The sequence below is a fragment of the Arenibacter sp. S6351L genome, from assembly GCF_023016025.1.
Classification (GTDB): Bacteria; Bacteroidota; Bacteroidia; order Flavobacteriales; family Flavobacteriaceae; genus Arenibacter; species Arenibacter algicola_B.
Genome location: NZ_JALKBB010000034.1, coordinates 1 through 18,910 on the forward strand (window position 1 = coordinate 1; position 18,910 = coordinate 18,910).

The 18,910-nt window shown below is 40.6% G+C and carries 18 protein-coding genes and 1 tRNA gene; 2 read left to right on the top strand and 17 right to left on the bottom strand.

From position 1 onward, the window contains the following. Positions 1 to 157: 157 nt before the first annotated feature. From MWU82_RS20860 to mraZ, 15 genes are all read right to left on the bottom strand, one after another. Positions 158 to 231, bottom strand: a tRNA-Arg gene (locus MWU82_RS20860). Positions 232 to 308: 77 nt separating this feature from the next. Further along, entirely contained in the window at positions 309 to 758 is a 450-nt protein-coding gene (locus MWU82_RS20865; RefSeq protein WP_247097792.1) for a GatB/YqeY domain-containing protein, read from the bottom strand. A 94-nt stretch (positions 759 to 852) separates the two neighbouring features. Next, on the bottom strand, positions 853 to 2,778 hold the full coding sequence (ftsZ, locus tag MWU82_RS20870; protein WP_215950259.1) for a cell division protein FtsZ: 1,926 nt from the start codon (positions 2,776 to 2,778) through the stop codon (positions 853 to 855). Positions 2,779 to 2,822: 44 nt separating this feature from the next. Then, positions 2,823 to 4,151, bottom strand: coding sequence for a cell division protein FtsA (gene ftsA / locus MWU82_RS20875; RefSeq protein ID WP_215950258.1), 1,329 nt, complete (start codon positions 4,149 to 4,151; stop codon positions 2,823 to 2,825). A gap of 3 nt (positions 4,152 to 4,154) precedes the next feature. Continuing rightward, on the bottom strand, positions 4,155 to 4,874 hold the full coding sequence (locus MWU82_RS20880; RefSeq protein ID WP_215950257.1) for a cell division protein FtsQ/DivIB: 720 nt from the start codon (positions 4,872 to 4,874) through the stop codon (positions 4,155 to 4,157). A 10-nt stretch (positions 4,875 to 4,884) separates the two neighbouring features. Continuing rightward, entirely contained in the window at positions 4,885 to 6,246 is a 1,362-nt protein-coding gene (gene murC, locus MWU82_RS20885) for a UDP-N-acetylmuramate--L-alanine ligase (protein WP_247097793.1), read from the bottom strand. 4 nt (positions 6,247 to 6,250) lie between these two features. After that, a complete protein-coding gene (murG, locus tag MWU82_RS20890) occupies positions 6,251 to 7,345 on the bottom strand; it encodes an undecaprenyldiphospho-muramoylpentapeptide beta-N-acetylglucosaminyltransferase (protein WP_247097794.1) in 1,095 nt (364 codons plus the stop codon). Beyond that, a complete protein-coding gene (locus tag MWU82_RS20895) occupies positions 7,332 to 8,525 on the bottom strand; it encodes an FtsW/RodA/SpoVE family cell cycle protein (RefSeq protein ID WP_215950254.1) in 1,194 nt (397 codons plus the stop codon). The genes murG and MWU82_RS20895 overlap by 14 nt, the downstream gene beginning before the upstream one ends. A gap of 3 nt (positions 8,526 to 8,528) precedes the next feature. Next, a complete protein-coding gene (gene murD, locus MWU82_RS20900) occupies positions 8,529 to 9,863 on the bottom strand; it encodes a UDP-N-acetylmuramoyl-L-alanine--D-glutamate ligase (RefSeq protein WP_247097795.1) in 1,335 nt (444 codons plus the stop codon). 1 nt (position 9,864) lies between these two features. Beyond that, positions 9,865 to 11,088 (bottom strand): phospho-N-acetylmuramoyl-pentapeptide-transferase, encoded by a 1,224-nt coding sequence (mraY, locus tag MWU82_RS20905; protein WP_215950252.1) that lies wholly within the window; start codon positions 11,086 to 11,088, stop codon positions 9,865 to 9,867. Positions 11,089 to 11,140: 52 nt separating this feature from the next. Continuing rightward, on the bottom strand, positions 11,141 to 12,604 hold the full coding sequence (locus MWU82_RS20910; protein WP_247097796.1) for a UDP-N-acetylmuramoyl-L-alanyl-D-glutamate--2,6-diaminopimelate ligase: 1,464 nt from the start codon (positions 12,602 to 12,604) through the stop codon (positions 11,141 to 11,143). Beyond that, a complete protein-coding gene (locus MWU82_RS20915) occupies positions 12,601 to 14,607 on the bottom strand; it encodes a penicillin-binding protein (RefSeq protein ID WP_215950250.1) in 2,007 nt (668 codons plus the stop codon). The genes MWU82_RS20910 and MWU82_RS20915 overlap by 4 nt, the downstream gene beginning before the upstream one ends. Positions 14,608 to 14,609: 2 nt before the next feature. Then, positions 14,610 to 14,930: an FtsL-like putative cell division protein gene (locus MWU82_RS20920; RefSeq protein WP_215950249.1), complete on the bottom strand. Its 321-nt coding sequence runs from the start codon at positions 14,928 to 14,930 to the stop codon at positions 14,610 to 14,612. A gap of 90 nt (positions 14,931 to 15,020) precedes the next feature. Continuing rightward, entirely contained in the window at positions 15,021 to 15,917 is an 897-nt protein-coding gene (rsmH, locus tag MWU82_RS20925) for a 16S rRNA (cytosine(1402)-N(4))-methyltransferase RsmH (protein WP_247097819.1), read from the bottom strand. Further along, positions 15,904 to 16,368: a division/cell wall cluster transcriptional repressor MraZ gene (gene mraZ, locus MWU82_RS20930; protein WP_031442632.1), complete on the bottom strand. Its 465-nt coding sequence runs from the start codon at positions 16,366 to 16,368 to the stop codon at positions 15,904 to 15,906. Before mraZ ends, rsmH begins: the two co-directional genes overlap by 14 nt. 265 nt (positions 16,369 to 16,633) lie before the next feature. On the opposite strand from mraZ, the gene MWU82_RS20935 reads away from it, so the two are divergent. Together MWU82_RS20935 and yihA are read left to right on the top strand one after the other, a co-directional pair. Continuing rightward, on the top strand, positions 16,634 to 17,398 hold the full coding sequence (locus MWU82_RS20935; protein ID WP_215950248.1) for an alpha/beta hydrolase: 765 nt from the start codon (positions 16,634 to 16,636) through the stop codon (positions 17,396 to 17,398). A gap of 37 nt (positions 17,399 to 17,435) precedes the next feature. Further along, positions 17,436 to 18,050: a ribosome biogenesis GTP-binding protein YihA/YsxC gene (yihA, locus tag MWU82_RS20940; RefSeq protein WP_247097797.1), complete on the top strand. Its 615-nt coding sequence runs from the start codon at positions 17,436 to 17,438 to the stop codon at positions 18,048 to 18,050. 2 nt (positions 18,051 to 18,052) lie between these two features. Here yihA and MWU82_RS20945 read toward each other — a convergent pair whose 3' ends face one another. Together MWU82_RS20945 and gldC are read right to left on the bottom strand one after the other, a co-directional pair. Then, positions 18,053 to 18,457 carry a GTPase gene (locus tag MWU82_RS20945; protein WP_215950246.1) on the bottom strand — a complete coding sequence of 135 codons (405 nt, stop codon included), beginning with the start codon at positions 18,455 to 18,457 and terminating at the stop codon, positions 18,053 to 18,055. 106 nt (positions 18,458 to 18,563) lie between these two features. Next, positions 18,564 to 18,899, bottom strand: a complete 336-nt coding sequence (gldC, locus tag MWU82_RS20950) for a gliding motility protein GldC (RefSeq protein ID WP_215950245.1) — start codon at positions 18,897 to 18,899, stop codon at positions 18,564 to 18,566. Positions 18,900 to 18,910: the final 11 nt, after the last annotated feature.

The window sequence follows — 18,910 nt, forward strand, 5'->3', positions numbered from 1 at the left end:
CGCACCGCCCGGAACAGGACCTAGGGATTGGCTGCGCCCTTCCCTACAAAGCTCCGCTTTGAAAACCACAAAAAGTTGCACTTCGCTATACTTCAAAAAAGAAGCGAGCTTCATTTTTGAAGCTCGCTTGCACAACCACTTTTTTGTGGTTTATCCGTGACCCCGGAGGGATTCAAACCCCCAACCCTCAGAGCCGAAATCTGATGCGCTATTCAGTTGCGCCACGGGGCCATTATTTAGTTCTCGGTCGACAGCAGCAGTAAGCGGTCCATTATATTAAAAATACTGCCCACTGCAACTGCCTACATTTAAATTAAATTCTTTTTTACAATAGTAGATATCGTCTTCCCATCTGCCTGTCCGGCCAATTCCTGGGATACGATCCCCATGACCTTGCCCATATCCTTCATTCCTGACGCTCCTATGGCATCTATGGCCTGCACCACTACCTTTTCTATCTCTTCTTCGGTCAACTGCTCTGGAAGGAATTTTTCGATGATCAAGGCCTGTGCCAATTCTGGCTCTGCCAGATCCTCACGCCCCTGCTCTTTATAGATGGCCGCGCTATCCTTGCGTTGCTTTACTAATTTTTGAACCAGCTTTACTTCATCTTCTTCGGACAGTTCCGTTCCCGGACCTGTTTCGGTCTGTGCCAACAATAAGGCTGATTTTATAGCTCGTAACGACTCCAATGCCACGGTGTCCTTGGCCCTCATTGCCGCCTTCATATCTTCCATTACCCTCTGCTGTAAACCCATATCTTTTTTTTAGCCCTGCGAAGATAAAAATAAACCCGAAAATAAAAGCTATTTTCGGGTCTAAACTTTAGTATTTATAGTTCTGTGAACAGTACTAGTCTACATTGTCATGTAAATAAGAGTTATTGGAACGTAATTGGATATCGTCATTACTATCCTCACTTAAGCTAGTTCTGGAAACTTTATTTTCCTTAGGGCTTTCACTTAAGTTTATCCCTTGTCTCTTATAAGCCGGCTGCTTGGATATTTCGTCCAAATTGCTAAGGCTATTCTGGAATTTATAATTAAAATCCTTTAATTTTCTTCTACGTTCGTCTGCGCGTTCCTTTAACAGGATTTCAATTGGGGTATTAACAGGATCTTCATCCTCCACATTCACCCTCTGCTGGATCGGTTCCTGCTTTGCAATGGTACGCTTTTCAAATATCAACTCGTCTTCAACAATGCGGGGCTCAAACTCCTCAGCCTTGGATTTGGCTCCAGTAAGTTTCTTTTCCAACTCCATATAATCGTCCAGACTATAGCGCTTTTCCCCATTCTTATTGTATTCAAGGACAGGAATTACTTCTACGTGATCTTTCACCTCAAAATCCCTTACCTCTTCATCCAAATCGAATGTAATAATGTGTTGTGCCTCCTCTTCCTCTTCTACTGGTTTTTTGGCCAAAGGCATATCAAAACTAAATGCAAATTGATCTTCCTCCTCCAACTTGTTGGATACTACCCGTGGATCCACTACTTCTATATCCTTGATCTCGTCCGAAGCATTTATAATGATAAAATCGTCCTGAACATTTTCCGCAACTACTTCTTCATAGAAAACATTAAAATTCCTAATAAAATTAGTGGTAGGTATCAAATCCATTTTTGGCTCCTCTTGCACAGGGTTGTGCTTAACCGGAGTCGCCTTAATTTCCTCTTCTTCGACCAACTGGTGAACAACATTCTTTGGAGTAAGGTTGTGCTCCGCACGTTGCTCATCTTCTAACGTATGAATGATTTTTTTGGATTCCGTATTTACTATATCATCCTGTTGATCTATATTAAAACCCGTGGCTATAACCGTAACTGCGATTGCCTCGCCCAGTCCCTCATCTTCACCGACCCCCATAATGATATTGGCCCCAAAACCGGCCTCATTTTGAATATGGTCATTAATCTCACCTATTTCATCTATCGTAATTTCCTGGGAACCGGAAACGATAAGTAAAAGCACATTCTTTGCCCCAGTAATTTTGTTGTCGTTTAGTAAAGGGGAATCCAAAGCCTTCATTATGGCCTCATGCGCCCTGGAAGAACCCGAAGATATCGCCGATCCCATTATAGCCGTTCCACTACTGCTCAATACAGTCTTGGCGTCACGTAAATCTATGTTCTGAGTATAGTGATGTGTAATAACTTCTGCAATACCACGAGCGGCAGTGGCCAACACTTCATCTGCTTTGGAAAAACCAGCTTTGAATCCCAAATTGCCATATACTTCCCTTAATTTATTGTTATTGATAACAATCAAGGAATCTACATTGGCACGTAATTTTTCTATTCCCAACTGAGCCTGTTGGCAACGCATTTTACCTTCAAATTGAAAGGGCATGGTAACGATCCCCACTGTAAGAACATCCATTTCCTTTGCCATTTTTGCAATGACAGGGGCAGCACCAGTACCTGTTCCCCCGCCCATACCGGCAGTAATAAAGATCATCTTTGTGGTAGTATCAAGCATTTGCTTGATCTCTTCCATACTTTCAATAGCGGCCTGTTCCCCCACTTCAGGATTGGCACCAGCGCCCAATCCTTCCGTCAACGAAACTCCCAATTGTATCTTATTGGGCACGGGACTATTTTGAAGTGCTTGCGAATCGGTATTGCAAATCACAAAATCCACGCCATTGATACCGGCCTGGAACATGTGATTAATGGCGTTACTACCGCCACCGCCAACACCTATGACTTTAATTACGTTACTCTGATTTTTGGGTAAATCAAAGGATATACTTTCAAATTCAGTGTTCTTGCTCATATTTTTTATTTTACTGGTTTACTATACTTTTCTTATTTTATGATCTATTCCGCATTATCCAAGAAATCCTTCAATTTCTCAGACCATTTATCAAAAATAGATTTCCGCTCCTTTTTTAGGGCCGTTTTTGTCTGGGTTTGATCTTCCCCTGTAAAAACCTCATGATCCATATCCTTATCCACAGCCTCCTGACTCGCTTCCCTTACTTTGGCCTTGTTCTGCACAGCATTCATCAAGAGTCCTACTGCAGTTGCATATAACGGACTGGCTATTTCCTCGTCCGAATCACCTGCCAAATGCTCATTGGGGTAGCCAATCCTAGTGTCCATTCCCGTGATATACTCTACCAATTGCTTCAAATGTTTTAACTGGCTTCCACCACCCGTCAATACAATTCCGGCAATCAATTTTTTCTTTTGCTCGTCGTGCCCATAATTTTTGATCTCCACATAAACCTGCTCCACGATTTCCACCACTCTGGCATGTATGATCTTGGAAAGGTTCTTCAAAGTGATTTCCTTTGGCTCACGCCCTCTCAATCCCGGTATGGAGACAATTTCATTATCCTTGTTTTCCCCCGGCCAAGCCGAACCAAACTTGATCTTTAAAAGTTCTGCCTGCTTTTCAATAATGGAACAGCCTTCCTTGATATCTTCGGTGATTACATTACCTCCAAAAGGAATTACAGCCGTATGACGGATAATTCCATCCTTGAAAATTGCCAAATCCGTGGTACCCCCACCTATATCGATCAGTGCTACACCTGCCTCTTTCTCTTCCTGACTCAAAACTGCATTTGCAGATGCCAATGGTTCCAAGGTTATATTCCCAAGATCCAGACCTGCACTCTTTATACATCTTCCCACATTACGGATAGAAGAAACCTGCCCCACAACTACGTGAAAATTAGCTTCAAGCCTTCCTCCATACATCCCCATAGGCTGTTTTATCTCCGCCTGGCCATCTACCTTAAATTCTTGTGGCAAAACATGTATAATCTCCTCCCCAGGAAGCATAACCAATTTGTAAACCTGATTACAAAGCTTTTCTACGTCATCCTCATTGATAACTTCTTCAGATTTGGCCCTAGTTATATAATCGCTATGTTGCAAACTTCTAATATGCTGTCCTGCAATACCTACCACCACCGAGCTGATCTTTAAACCGGAATTGCCTTCTGCCAGTTCAACAGCTTGTTGGATAGACTTAATGGTTTGTGTAATATTATTCACCACTCCGCGGTGTACCCCCAAACTTTTAGACCTGCCAATACCTAAGATTTCAATCTTGCCATATTCATTTTCCTTACCAATGATGGCCACAATTTTGGTGGTTCCAATATCCAACCCAACTGAATAATTACCTTGTTCCATATCTTAAATTTTGGTGCACACTACTTGGTTATTAAATTCTAAACTCACCCTGTTATAATCGTTCAACGTTTTGTCCTTATTCGCTTTGGTATAAAAAGCTTTGAAATTGCTGAACTTTTTCTCCAATTCATCCACATGACCCAAATCCACCACAAAATTCTCCATCCTAAACTTCAACTGATACTTTTGCTCCTCGGTAATATGAACGCCTATTATATTCTTTCTCAAGAATTCATCAGAATTTATATAAGTCAAAATTTCGTACACTCCCTCCGTACTTTTATTGGTTACTATTCCTGTAATTATTGGTACCCGCGCAGAATGATATTTGGAAAATGGCATACGTTTCCCATCTTCATCTATATAAAACTTTGCAACTCCCTCAACTCTTCCGATTGGTTTACGCTGTATGACTTTAGCCACTAGATCCCCGTTTACCGTAAGGTAAACTTGGGCATTTTTCACCATTTCATTAGCTTCGATAGCTTTTTCTATAGTATTCAAAACTATATCTTCTTTGGGCAGGTTTCTAAGGTCTCCAGAATTTTGTATTAACAATTTATTAACCGTCTCTTGGGTCATGTAAAGATTCTGATCTCCGACGAACTTAATTTCAATTTTATCAATTTTTTTATGCCTGTTCCTAGCACTGGAAAATGCATAAAGACCCGTAACTACCAGCAACAGGGCCCCGAACTTTATGAAATTCCAATTAATTTTCATTTCTCTTATTTTATTGTTTTTTATGGACAAGATTTAGTTCCTTTTTAATTTTTGACACTTCCAATCCAATATCGCCAGCCCCCAAGGTTATTAAAACATCAGGGTTTTGGGCTATTATTTCAGAAATCAACTCTGACTTTTCAATTAATTTTTTCTTTGGGCTTGTAATTTTATCCAACAACCATTGCGAGGTAACCCCTTCAATTGGTTTTTCCCTGGCCGGGTAAATTTCCAACAGTAACAAACTCGGAAAATTGGACAGACTTTTTGCGAATTCTTCCACAAAATCCCTTGTTCTGGAAAACAAATGCGGCTGAAAAACAGCCAATACCTTTTTACCGGGATGCATTTCGGAAACCGCCTGAAAAGCAGCCTCTATTTCTGTAGGATGATGTGCATAGTCATCTATAAACACAAATTCGGAATTTTTTATCTGGTAGGAAAAACGTCTTTGAACTCCTTTGAAAGTGGCCAGAGCCCCTGCCAACCTTTCTGGTGACGAACCAGCCTGAACAGCCATGGCATATGCCACCAAACCATTGAGCAGGTTATGTCTGCCAGGTTTATTAAACCTAACGGATTTAAGATTGGCTTCCGGAGATTCCAAATCAAAAATATAACTCCCTTGGTCTATTCTAATATTTCTAATACAATAATCGGAACCATCCTCAATACCGTAGGTTGTCCCATCCAAAGCCAAACCATTGCGAACAAACAGCTTACCATTCGGCTTTATTCGTTTTACAAAATCTCTAAAAGACTTTTGCAGCTCCTCACTATTGCCATATATATCCAAATGATCTGCATCCATAGAAGTAACACAGGCCACATTAGGCGATAACCTAAGAAAGGAACGGTCAAATTCATCTGCCTCTACCACAGAATATTCTGAACCTTCCAACAAAAAATTACTGTTGAAATCCTCCGAAATCCCTCCCAAGAAGGCCGTAATGGGAGTCCCGGTCTCCTTCAATAAATGAGCCAGTATACAAGAAGTTGTTGTCTTGCCATGGGTACCGGCAACTGCAAAACAAAAGGTATCCTTTGTTATCAATCCCAATACTTCTGAACGCTTTTTCACCTGAAAGCCATGGTCCATGAAATAATTATACTCCCCATGATCATTAGGCACGGCGGGAGTATATACCACTAAGGTATTGTCAGGATCCAAATACACCTTGGACACCAATTCCAAATCATCTTCATAATGCACCTGGATACCCAAATCCACCAAATCCTTTGTAAGAGGTGTCTCGGTCTTATCATAGCCCGCAACATTCTTACCTATAAATTTAAAATATCGCGCAAGGGCAGACATACCAATACCTCCAATACCTATAAAGTAGACGTTATGTATATCTTTTATGCCCATTTTCTTATTGTTGCACTAATAATTTTTCTATTTCATTTACAATCTCCTTGGTAGCATTTGGCATGGCCAAATCTTTGATATTGGCTCCCAAATTATTGCCCAGGTCCTTATTTTTGAGTAAATCCAAAAACACCGTCCCGAACTTTTCATCCAATTCCTTTTCCTTGATCATTATGGCCGCATCCTTTTCCACCAAGGATTGGGCGTTTTTAGTTTGATGATCCTCGGCTACGTTCGGGGAGGGGATAAAAATCACAGGCTTGCCTACAATGCACAGTTCAGAAACCGAACCTGCACCTGCCCTGGAAATAATAATATCGGCAGCCCCATAGGCCAAATCCATCCGATTTAAAAATGCCACTACCTTTACATCTGCACTTTCATGTTTCTTATATTCCTCATAATACAGCTTACCACTTTGCCAAATAACCTGAATTCCCTGTTCCTTAAAAAAAGGCAAACTTTGTTCAATAAGAACATTTACACGTCTTGCCCCCAGACTACCGCCCAGCACCAGCAATGTGGTTTTATCCGCCTGTAAACCAAAGAAGCTCAACGCCTCTACTTTATTCTCCACCAATGACACCAAATCCCCACGTACAGGATTACCCGTCTTTACGATTTTATCTTTCGGAAAAAATTTCTCCATGCCATCATAGGCCACACATATTTTGGCTACTTTGTTCGCCAATAATTTATTGGTGATACCAGCAAAGGAATTCTGTTCCTGCAACACACATGGAATTCCCTTTCCCGATGCCACCTTCAAGAGGGGACCACTGGCAAAGCCACCAGTACCCACAACGGCATGAGGTTTAAAATTCCGTACTATGTTTGCTGATTTCATCAAACTACTTATCACTTTAAAAGGAAACATTAAATTTTTCAAAGTGAGCTTCCTTTGCAACCCACTTATCCACAAACCTTCAATTTTGTACCCTGCCTGGGGCACCTTTTCCATCTCCATTCTATCTTTTGCCCCAACGAACAGAAAATCAGCATCTGGATACCTAAGTTTCAACTCATTTGCAATGGCAATGGCAGGATAAATATGTCCGCCCGTGCCTCCCCCCGATAATATAAATCTATAACTGCCCACTTAACACTTCTAAAGGGTTGGTCTCATCTATTTCATCCGATTCGGATTGCACATGTTTATTACTTGCACTAAGAATAATACCTATGGCCAAACAGGTCATCCAACTCGAGGTTCCACCACTACTAATCAAAGGCAAGGTCTGACCGGTAACCGGGAAAAGTTCCACGGCCACCGCCATATTGATCAATGCCTGAAATACTATAGGAAGTCCAACTCCCAGAACCAAAAGTTTACCGAATACCGTGTCATTGCTATTGGCCACCACCACAATCCTAAAAAGCAACAACAAATAGAAGAACATTAGCACAAAGCCTCCCAAAAGTCCGTACTCCTCTACAATAATGGCATAAATAAAATCCGATGAACTTTGTGGCAAAAAATTCTTCATTACACTCTTTCCTGCCCCATTGCCCACTATTCCTCCCGTTGCAATAGCTATTTTTGCCTTCTCTATTTGATAATCAGCCTCCGTATCCTCAGGATTGGAAAAGCTTTCTATTCTGCTCATCCAAGTATCTACCCTGTTAGGAAATAAATCCGGCACTGCCTTGGCCGTCAAAATAAACAGCGTTAGGCTCAATATCCCCGCACCAACGATTCCCAACAAATACTTAAAGGGATACCCCCCTATAAAACAGAGCAATAACACCATGGAAAATATAATCCCGGCCGTTGAAAAATTCGCAGGTAGTATTAGTACTATCACCAAAAAAACCGGCAACCAAAGTGGCAGAATACTCTCTTTAAAGGTTATAGTCTTATCCTTTATTTTTGTTAAATATCTAGCTACGTAGATCATTAGCACCACCGCTGCCAGGTTGGACGTCTGAAATGTAAACCCAACAATGGGAATACGGATCCACCTACTGGCATTGGCCCCATCAATGACCTGCCCTTGAGCAAGTGTATAGAGCAATAAAAGCAATACCACAGGCATTGCAATCAAGGACAAACCCTTGAAGAAGTGTGTAGGAATACGGTGCACCCCATAAATAATACCAAATCCCATTAGCAAAAGTATGGCATGCTTTACCAGGTAACCAATAGTGGTACCATTGCCTACCACGTATACCAGGTTACTACTGGCACTATAAACAGGTAAAAACGAAAATAAGGCCAAAAGGGCTACTACTGCCCAAATAGCTTTATCTCCATTAATTTTGTTTAAAAATCCGAACACCCTTTATAATTTTTTTATTGCTTCTTTAAACTGATTTCCCCTATCTTCATAATTCTTGAACAAGTCAAAACTGGCACATGCGGGTGACAACAATACGGTATCTCCCCGTTCCGCTATCTTATAGGCCACCTTTACGGCCTCGTCCATTGCAAATGTTTCCACTACCAGGTCCACTACATTCCCAAAGGCATCCTTTATTTTGGAATTATCGGTTCCCAAACAAATAATGGCCTTTACTTTTTCACGTACCAAAGGCATTAACTCCCTGTAATCATTCCCTTTGTCCACCCCTCCTACAATCCACACCGTAGGTGTTTTCATACTATCCAAGGCGTAGTAGGTAGCATTTACATTGGTAGCTTTGGAGTCGTTGATATACTGTACATGATGAATTTTAAGTACTTTTTCCAACCTATGCTCCGCTCCCTGAAAATTTTCTATACTTCTGCGTATAGTCTCCTTTCGTATACTAATTAGTTTAGCGGCCGTAGTGGCAGCCATGGTATTCTTTACATTGTGTTTTCCTTCCAAAGCCAAAGCGTCTGTACTCATTTCTATAGTGTTATTGTGTGTCTTAATAATTATTTTATCATTCTCTAAATATGCCCCTTCATCCAATTTCCTACTGATGGAAAAGGGCAATAATTTTGATTGGACCGGATTCTTTTGCAACCACTGGACTATTACTTCATCATCGGCATCATATATTAAATAATCTTCCTTAGTCTGGTTCTTTGCAATCCTAAACTTGGACGCTATATAATTTTCAAATCTGTATTCATATCTATCCAAATGATCCGGAGTTATGTTGGTAAGGATGGCTATATGGGGTTTAAAATCCACTATCCCGTCCAATTGAAAACTACTTATCTCCAATACATAAAAATCAAAGTCATTTTCGGCCACCATTTTGGCATAACTATCTCCAATATTCCCCGCCATTCCCACATGCAAACCACCTTCTTTTAATATGTGGTTCGTTAGCATTGTGGTGGTGGTCTTTCCGTTGCTTCCGGTTATCCCTATAATGGTTGCCTTGGTATACCTTGAGGCAAACTCGATTTCCGAAATTACAGGAACCCCTATTTCCTTGAGCTTTACCACCAAAGGAACCTTATCCGGAATACCAGGACTTTTCATGACCAGATCGGCATTCAAAATCTTTTCCTCGGTATGTTGCTGTTCCTCCCAGTCAATCTCAAAATGTTCAAGAACTTTTTTATATTCCTCCTTTACTATCCCCTTATCGGAGACAAAAACTTCAAAACCTTCCTTTTTGCCCAAAATAGCCGTTCCAACGCCACTTTCACCACCTCCCAAAACAACCAACCGCTTCATTCTATCGCACCTTTAAGGTTACAATGGTTATTACCGCCAACAGAATTCCAACAACCCAGAACCTGGTCACGATTTTGCTTTCATGGTATCCCTTTTTCTGGTAATGATGATGTAATGGTGCCATTAGAAAAATCCTTTTCCCCTCTCCAAATCTCTTTTTGGTGTACTTGAAATAACCCACCTGCAACATCACGGAAATCGACTCTGCAAAGAAAATTCCGCACAAAACGGGTATCAACAATTCCTTGCGAATAATGATCGCTATTACGGCGATTATCCCTCCAATGGTCAAACTTCCGGTATCCCCCATAAAAACTGTTGCCGGATAGGCGTTGTACCATAGAAATCCTACCAGGGCCCCAACAAAGGCTGCTATAAATACTACCAATTCCCCTACCCTGGGAATAAACATGATATCCAAATAATCCGAAAAGATGATATTACCAGAAACTAGGGTAAAGATGCCAAGAGTAAATACTATTATAGCCGATGTGCCTGCAGCCAATCCATCTATCCCATCGGTCAGATTTGCCCCGTTGGAGACCGCTGTGACAATAATTATGATTATGGGAATAAATACCAACCAGGCATATTTCTCCATCCCATCTCCCATCCAGGTAATAAAGCGGGCATAATCCAACTCGTTATTTTTAATAAATGGCAAGGTGGTCATGGTAGACTTAATCTCCTTTCCCGGTACTTGCTGTACGATATAGTCCTGGGTAATTTCTGTTCTGGAATGCTCCTTCATGGTAACCCCCGGGTGAAAATATAAGGTAGCTCCTACCATAAGCCCTAGACCTACCTGGCCCATTACCTTGAACCTACCTTTTAATCCTTCTTTATCCTTTTTGAAAATTTTGATATAATCATCCACAAAACCTATAATCCCCATCCAAATTGTAGTAACTATCAAAAGGATTACGTAAATATTATCCAAGAAACGCGCAAACAACAATACAGGAATCAAGGTGGACATAATAATAATCAACCCACCCATGGTCGGGGTACCCGCTTTTTGTTTTTGGCCTTCCAGCCCCAAGTCCCTTACGGTTTCCCCAATTTGTTTATGGCGTAAATAATTAATAATTCTTTTCCCATAGACCGTAGCCAATAACAGCGAAAGCATTACCGCCATTGCCGCCCTAAACGTTATAAATTGGAAAAGCCCCGCCCCTGGCAGTTGATAGTGTTTTTCCAAATATTCGAACAAATAGTATAGCATTCCTGGGTTTATTGTTTTTTATTATTCACTTTAATATTGACCACCAAATATTTTATTTATTTAAGTTGGCCAACAACTCCTTCACCATTTTAAAATCATCAAAATCCTCCCTGACCCCATTAGTTTCCTGATAGGTCTCGTGGCCTTTGCCGGCAACCAAAATAATATCGTGGGCGGTAGCCAATTGACAAGCTGTTTTAATAGCCTGCTTACGGTTAACGATAGACAGTGTTTTATTTACATTTTGCGCCTCCACACCAGCTTCCATCTCCTCTATAATAACAGTGGGCGACTCCGACCTGGGGTTATCCGAAGTAAAAATGACTTTATTACTCAATGCTGTTGCGATATGACCCATAACCGGACGCTTAGACTTATCTCTGTCACCACCACACCCCACGACGGTGATGACATTTTCATTTCCAGTCCTCAATGTATTGATAGTATCAAGTACATTTTTCAAGGCATCCGGTGTATGGGCATAATCAACAATAGCTGTAATTTTCTCTTTTGATATATAATGTTGGAACCTTCCATCTACATTTTCCAATTCACTTAGCAGACGAAGAATTTCAAGTTTTTCCAATCCCAATAAATCCGCAGTGGCATAAATTGCCAACATATTATAGGCATTAAAATCTCCGATCAATTTTGACCAAACCTCATTGTCATCGATCTTTAACAATTGACCATTGAATTGATTCTCCAATATTTGCGCCCTATAATTTGCATAGGATTTCAAGGCATAGGTATACTTTCTCGCATTGGTATTCTGCAGCATTACCAAACCGTTCTTATCGTCTATATTGGTAAGTGCAAATGCTTTTTTTGATAGTTGATCGAACAATATTTTCTTAGTATCCCTGTATTCCGCAAAGGTTTTATGATAATCCAAGTGATCGTGGGAGAGATTGGTAAAAATAGCGCCTTCAAACACCAATCCTTCCGTTCTTTTTTGATGTATTCCATGGGAACTGACCTCCATAAAACAATACTCAACCCCGGCATCGTTCATTAACTGCAAGTGCTTATTGATTGTTAAAGCATCCGGAGTGGTATGGGTGGTAGCATACTCCTTATTATCTACCATAATCCTTATGGTGGATATCAATCCCACCTTAAAACCGGCCTTTTTAAACAATTGATAAAGCAAGCTACTAACAGTGGTCTTTCCGTTGGTACCGGTTACCCCCACCAATCTTAAGTTTTTGGAGGGATTACCGTAATAATTGGATGCCATAATAGCCAAAGCTTTATTGCCATTATCCACCTGCACATAGGTTATTCCATTATCCAACTTCTCGGGCAGTTCTTCACAGACTATGGATTTTGCACCAGAAGCAATGGCCTTATCTATAAACTGATGACCATCTGCAACAAGACCTTTTATTGCCACAAAAACATCATCCTTTCCAACTTTTCTGGAATCAAAACAAATATGGCTCACCATGACAGAAGTAGATCCACTTACCGCAGAAAGACCAACACCGTACAATATGTCCTTTAGCGTCATCATGATAGTACCAATACGATTTTATTAACCTTTTTCAGATCTGTTCCCTTGGCAATTGATTGCTTCTTGACTTTTCCATTGCCCTTCACCTCTACTTCTATCCCTAAATTTTCAAGGATCGATACCGCATCCATACCACTCATACCCTCAACATTGGGCACTTCATTATATTTTTTATTGGAGTCTGCAAAGTATCTTTGATAGTTCTCCTCCAAGTTCTTGTTCCCGGCATCATTAACATCCACCTCATCCACTAAAGGAGAACTTGCATAAATCTTTTGGGCAACCGATTTAAATACGGGACCGGATACATCGGCACCATAATAACCTACACTTTTGTCCGGCTCATGAATTACTACAATACAGGAATATTTTGGGTCGTCCGCAGGAAAGTAACCGGCAAAAGTTGAAATGTACTTCATCACTTCCGGATCCTTGGAAACATAATTCTTTTGAGTGGTTCCGGTTTTTCCAGCCATAGAGAAATTAGGCGAATACAACCCATGCCCGGTACCGTGCTTTTTCTCCACAACATCTTTCAACAATTGCTGAACCTTGTGCGCCGTTTCCTTGGAACAGATAGACGGATTGATAACCTCCTTCTCAAATTTCAAAATAGTTTTATCCCACTCCTTCACTGCTTTTATAAGCCTGGGCTTCAACATCTCCCCATCATTGGCAATGGCATTGTAAAAAGTTAGGGTCTGTAATGGGGTAAGTGAAACTTCATACCCATGGGACATCCATGCCAAGGAAACACCAGACCAACCCTTATCCCCAGGATAACGGATTACCGGGGTTCCCTCCCCATTAACCGGCAACCCCAACTCCCTATGAAGGTTCATATTCATGAGGCGGTTGACAAATTTTTCCGGATTGTCCTTATAATTATTATTGATGATTTTAGCAAAAGCAGTATTGGAAGACACCTCAAACGCCTTAGCGGCGGTAATTTTACCATAACCCCCGTGCTTGGAGTCCCTAACCGTTCTGTTATAGACCTTATAAGTACCTTTTTCCGTATCTATTACCGTATTGGTATCTATTACCTTGTCCTCCAAGGCCACGACCATAGACATTAGCTTAAAGGTAGATCCAGGCTCATGAGACTCCCCTATAGCATAATTAAGTCGCTCATAATATTTGCCCTCGCTGGTCCTTCCCAAATTGGAAATGGCCTTGACCTCTCCGGTCTTGGTTTCCATTACGATTACACAACCATGTTCCGCGTTATATTTTTCCAATTGCCCCAATAAGGCATGATGTGCAATATCCTGGATATTGATATCAATGGTTGAAACCACATCATAGCCATCCTTGGGCTCTACAATATTATCCCAGCCAATAGGCTTCCATTGTCCTTTGGCAATTTTTTGTTTTAACCTCTTACCTTCTACCCCTCTTAGATATTGTCCGAAGGCCCCTTCCAAACCAACCCTGGTGTAGTATCCGTCCTCATCTACCCGTTCATAGCCAACGCTCCGCTCAGCGATCTTGCCCAAGGGATGCTCACGTACAATTTTTTGCTCTATAATTAGCCCCCCTTTATAGGGACCCTTATTAAAAAGCGGAAACTGTTTTACGGCCACATAATCCGAATAATCCAAATTCCTGGCAATCAAGGCGTATCGATTCTTATTGGCTTTCGCCTTTCTCAACAATTGCTGATAATGTGAGGACGTTTTGCCCAACAATTTAGCCAAGGCATCGGACAAGGGCTTTACATTATCTTCAAAATCCCTTTTTCCAACGGTTTCGGCATCAAATCGTATGGTATATCTTGAAACTGAAGTTGCCAACAAACTGCCATCATCCGAATAAAGATTACCTCTCTTAGGAGCAATGGTGAACATTTTTTCAGTGCGATCCATGGCCAGTTTCCTATACTTCTCCCCTTCCACCATCTGTATACTGACCAATTTGACCAAAACGGCAATTGCGAACAGAAATAGGAATCCCGCCACAATATATAATCTGGTCAATATGTTTTTTTCTGTTACAGGCACTATTATTCGGTTTCGGTTTTAACTTTTATTTTTTTCGGCGGAGTTTCAGACGGGAACAAACCATCTTCCTCCAGAATTCTCAATACAGTGGACTCCAACTTTAACTCCTGCATATCGGAACGGACATCTACAAACTCGCTCCTCAATTCCTTAACCTGTTCATCAAGGGCAGCAATTTTATGGACTTTTCCATCAGCACTATGGGAACTGGCAATCATGACCGTAGCCAAAAAAGAAACATATATGATAAACATCCAGTTCTTGGGAGCACCTCCACTCACTAAAAACTTTCCTTTTAATATGTCCAGTATCCCTTTTCTCATTACTTAAAATTTACCCAACTATATACCTTATTATACTATTGCACAATTCAAACGTCACTAGGGACAGTTCAAAATTGCCGTACATTAATCTCAAACCCGCTCCGCTATCCGGAGTTTGGCACTTCGCGCCCTATTATTCAACTTTATTTCCTCCTTGGAAGGGACCACTAAACCTCCAACCTTTTTCATAGGAACTTCTATGTTCCCGTAAAAATCCTTTTCCGGCTCCCCTTCAAACTGGCCGGCCCTTATAAACCTTTTAACCAATCTATCCTCCAAGGAATGATAACTTATTACACTTAACCTACCCCCTTCTTTCAACAATTCCGGCACCTGTAACAAAAATTCCTTTATCACTTGTATTTCCTGGTTCACCTCTATCCTTATAGCCTGGTAGATCTGAGCCAAAATCTTATGCTCCCTATGTTTTGGCAGATACTGACCAAGAACCTCCTTCAACTGATCAGTGGTTTTTATTGGTGTATTTTGCCGCTGCTCTATAATGGTTTTTGCCATGGCATTTGCGTTCCGCAGGTCACCATATTGAAAAAGTACCCTCCTCAACTCATCATAGTCATAAACATTTACCACATCAAAGGCTGAAATTTGGTTCTTTTTGCTCATTCTCATATCCAGATCAGCATCAAAACGGGTAGAAAACCCTCTCTCGGCCTGATCGAATTGATGGGATGACACTCCAAAATCGGCCAAAATACCGTCCACTTTCCTTATGCCATAGAACTTCAAAAACTGCTTTATATATCTAAAGTTTTCATTGATCAACTGAAATCGCCCATCATCAATAACATTTTGCAACGCATCCTCATCCTGATCAAACGCCAACAGCCTTCCATTTTCTCCCAGCCTTTTCAATACCTCCTTGGAATGTCCGCCACCACCAAAGGTCACGTCAACATAAACTCCATCGGATTTTATATTCAGCCCCTCAACGGACTCTGTCAGCAATACGGGGTTATGATAAGTCATCGTCGTCATCTCCCATTACTTCCTCGGCCAAACTTGCAAAGTCCTCGGCCGTTTCCTCCAATACCTTTTCATAGTTGTCCTTATCCCAGATTTCAACAATGTTAATTGCCGAACTCAATACTACCTCTTTCGTAATTCCCGCCACGTCTACCAAATTTTTTGGGATCAACAGCCTACCAGTAGCATCTATTTCCACCACCTTTACTCCAGCAGAAAATCTTCTTATGAAATCGTTGTTTTTTTTCTTGAATCGGTTCTTTTTGTTCATTTTCTGCATCAACAGATTCCACTCCGCCATAGGATATAGCTCCAAACAGGGTTGAAAAACAGAACGTTTAACCACAAAACCATCATTTATTACGGGAGACATTTGATTTTTAAGCGCCACAGGAAGCATTACCCTTCCCTTAGAATCGGCCTTACAATCATATGTTCCAATGAAATTAATCACTTAAAGTAGCTGGTTTTTAATTTAATAACTCAAATATATAGAAATTATTACCACAATTTACCACAAAATACCACTTTGTTAATAAAATGCATACTTTATCGACAAACGACACTCCAATTACACCTGAAAAAATTCTTGGGACCAATACCAGAAAAATTCTTTCAACAATAAATTGTCATTAAATATCAACGTTCCAAAAACTTATCTATGCTTGCATAATAATGAAATGCCTATATTTGCCAACTAAGATTAGAAGCTATCCTTAATGGAAAAAAAGATAATTAAAGAGGGAAAATACCGATATATTGAAATGGGTGAAGGAACACCCATTATAATATTACACGGTCTTATGGGGGGATTGAGCAATTTTCATGGGGTTATGAATCATTTTCCACCTAAAGGCTATAAGGTTTTGGTACCCGAGCTTCCTATTTACGACATGCCATTGCTCAAGACCAACGTAAAGAGCTTTGCTAAATTTTTGGAAGGGTTTATAGAACATAAAGGCCTTAAGGATGTGATACTTCTAGGTAATTCCCTAGGCGGACATATTGGCCTGCTCCATACCAAATTATACCCAAAAAAAGTAAAGGCACTGGTAATCACAGGTAGTTCAGGACTGTACGAAAGTGCCATGGGAGATGGTTATCCCAAACGTGGTGACTATGAATTTATAAAGAAAAAAGCCCAGGACGTATTTTATGATCCCGAAGTAGCCACCAAGGAAATTGTAGACGAAGTCTTTGCCACTGTAAACGATCGTATTAAACTGGTAAAAACCCTGGCCATCGCAAAAAGTGCCATTAGACACAACATGTCCAAAGATTTACCCCATATGTTGACCCCTACATGTATAATATGGGGGAAAAACGATAGTGTAACGCCACCCAATGTAGCTGAAGAATTCCATGCACTACTCCCGGATTCCGATTTATTCTGGATAGAGAAGTGCGGACACGCCCCAATGATGGAACATCCACAGGAATTCAACACTGTCCTTGACGCCTGGCTGGAAAAAAGAAATTTCTAAACAAGAGTTAAGATCTGTAACCTTTAAAAGCGAACAAATGAAAATTAAGTCGGCCGACTTTGTTATGAGCAATTCCAACGTAGCAAATTGCCCTAAGGACCATTTGCCGGAATACGCATTTATTGGTCGCTCCAATGTTGGAAAGTCCTCCTTGATCAACATGCTCACCCAAAGAAAAAGTTTGGCCAAAACATCTGGCAGACCTGGAAAGACGCAACTTATAAATCACTTTAAAATAAACGAAAATTGGTTTTTGGTGGATTTGCCCGGTTATGGCTATGCCCGTGTATCCAAAAAAGACAAAAAAACCTTTCAAAAATATATCACCGACTACTTTATAGAGCGGCAGCAATTGGTATGTGCATTTGTTTTGATCGATATTAGACATGAACCCCAAAAAGTAGATATGGAATTTTTGGAATGGATGGGAGAAAACCAGATTCCGTTTTGCATGATTTTTACCAAAGCGGATAAATTGAAACCAAAAGCCATAGAAAACCACGTCAATGCCTATATTAAGGAATTATTGGATGGAGTTTGGGAAGAGGCCCCCAATTATTTTGTAACCTCCTCTACCAATGGGATGGGCCAAGAAGAATTGCTTGGTTTTATTAATGAATTAAATACCAATTTCTTTAAGGTAGTAAACTAGATTTACTTTCCGTTTCCCGCTACCTTGATCTGCCCTAACTTTTCTTCAACGGTCAAAATAAGATCCTCTTGGCTTTTCATGGCATTGATCTCCCCTTTTGAAAGAAACTCTTGAAGTTTATCCGCTTTTAAAAGGAATACCTGCGGAAAGGCTTCCTTGTTCTGTTTTTCTTCCGGATACCGTTTTTTAAACTCGTCCCTATGCAGAAACTCCATATCCACAACCGAATTCTGCCTAAATTCCTTCCATTTTCTATTTTCAGAAAAAAAGCCAAAGGTTATGGCACACAGATTGCAATTGTAGGATTTTGGATCCAAGGTTTTATGGACACTATCCAAAAGGGCATTACCAAACCCGGAATTGGCATTATATACAAACACAAGTAGGTCTGTCCTGATACTTTCCATCGTTACAAATTAGGAATTACTATTACCAACTTAGTCGGCAAACACCGAAAATACTTAATGGAAAAGCCCTTTTTGCCCCAAGGGTGGCAAACAGCTTATATGCGGCCTATTTTTTTAATTCAAGTTTTTCGGCAAAATAATCGCAAAAATCTTTCATGGTAGCCGTCATCTTTTCGTCCTGGGTAGCCTTCATAAAGGTGTCCGATAGGGAAACAAGGGTTTGATGAAAAAATACTTTCATTTCATCTACCGGCATATCCTTAGTCCATAGATCAATCTTTAAAGATTCCTGGTTTTCACTATCCCATACGGACAATAGCATTGCCTTGGCTTTTTCATTGTCTATGCCTCCATCTTGTGCAGACCAGGTTAGCTCTTCAGGAACCCTATTTTCATCCAATCCAACTCTTAGCGTAATTTCTGATGTATGTAGTTTTGCCATTGCTTTGTTTT